The sequence below is a fragment of the Herpetosiphonaceae bacterium genome (assembly GCA_036374795.1).
Taxonomy (GTDB): domain Bacteria; phylum Chloroflexota; class Chloroflexia; order Chloroflexales; family Kallotenuaceae; genus LB3-1.
In genome coordinates this window covers 1-1,387 of record DASUTC010000233.1, presented here as the reverse complement: position 1 = coordinate 1,387, position 1,387 = coordinate 1, and the positions used below count along the sequence as shown (strand labels likewise).

Annotated in this window: 2 protein-coding genes; both read right to left on the bottom strand. The window is 63.9% G+C overall.

Annotation, left to right across the window (positions count from 1 at the left end):
* Positions 1–292: 292 nt before the first annotated feature.
* The gene (locus VFZ66_17370) at positions 293–853 is read right to left on the bottom strand and encodes a GNAT family protein (protein ID HEX6290959.1); all 561 of its coding nucleotides are present in this window, start codon (positions 851–853) and stop codon (positions 293–295) included.
* Between the two features lie 26 nt (positions 854–879).
* Positions 880–1,347, bottom strand: a complete 468-nt coding sequence (locus tag VFZ66_17365; GenBank protein ID HEX6290958.1) for a hypothetical protein — start codon at positions 1,345–1,347, stop codon at positions 880–882.
* Between the last annotated feature and the right edge of the window lie 40 nt (positions 1,348–1,387).

Below are 1,387 nucleotides of genomic sequence, written 5' to 3'. Positions count from 1 at the left end.
ACTGTAGAGCAGGCTAGCGGCGCGGAGCGCGGCAGAGGCCAAGCGCGCCAGCGCAGCGTGGACAACGGCGTGCGTGAGCATCATCCATTCCTATCGATCGGTGAGCGGTGAGATCTGGCGTGTATTGTAGCGCACAAGCGTCGATCCGGCGTGTCCTCTGCCTGGCAGGTATCGCCTCTTTTTTGTGTGTGAGTTCGCGTTTGCAGCGCAAACTGACACATCTTCGCCTGAATAGCGCCTTGCTGCCACAGGCTCAGATCCATGATCTGGCAGCCTGAACACGTAGGTCAGATCATTGAGCTGCCTTCTGGCCCTGCCAATCGCTCGCCAGCAGGGAGTACACCGCAATATCCACAAACTGTCCACGGTTCACCCACCCATGCCGACGAATTCCCTCGAAGGTGAAGCCCAGCCGCTCGGCGACGGCCCGTGAGCGCACGTTTCCAACCTCGGCCTCCAGCGCGACGCGGTTGAGGCTGAGATCGTCGAAGGCAAAACCGAGCATCGCGCGTGCGGCACGGGTCATGATTCCTTGCCCCGTCGCCTGCTGGCTCAGCCAGTACCCGATCGATGTAGCCCGGATGCGCCGCTCCACGGGAAAGCAGAGCACACCGCCGACCATCCGATCATGCAGCCAGATGCCGCACCAGGGCAGCCCATCCTCGGCCAGGCATGTCATGCCGCGCTTGATGAAGCTCTGCGCCTCCTCGACCGTCGCGATTGTATCGGCCCAGCCCAGCCACTCGCCAAAATACGTGCGGTTCTCTTCGATCAGCGTGAGCAGCGCCGGGGCGTGCCGCAGCTCAAGGATGCGCAGATCGACACCACCACCCAAGTCGTGTTTGAAGATCACAACTCTCTCCTTAGATATAGGAGGTTTCAGCCCGATGCTCCGGCAATCCGGCGTACACACTTCAGAGTTCGATCGCTTGGCACAACAAACAAGGACGCTCGCCTCAGCGTCCCTGCAATGAGCGGCCCGCACCCGCGCCGGGTGGCCTTTGGGCATGGCACCCGCCGCAGCACGGCAGCACCGATCGCGCAGGCCGTGCCCACCGCCACCACCAGAATCGTGCTCAGGCCAAGCAGACAGGCCAGCACCAGCAGCGCCAGCGACGCGACCACAACACCCAGCGTGAAGCCGTAGGCCGCCTGCTCAAGCGGATCGAGCGCTCGCGTAAAGCGCCGCAGCAGCGCGATGCCGAGCCCGCCCATCGCCGCCAGCAGCGCCAGGGCTGCCAGGAATGCCGCCGGGCTGTCGGGACTGTAGAGCAGGCTAGCGGCGCGGAGCGCGGCAGAGGCCAAGCGCGCCAGCGCAGCGTGGACAACGGCGTGCGTGAGCATCATCCATTCCTATCGATCGGTGAGCGGTGAGATCTGGCGTGTA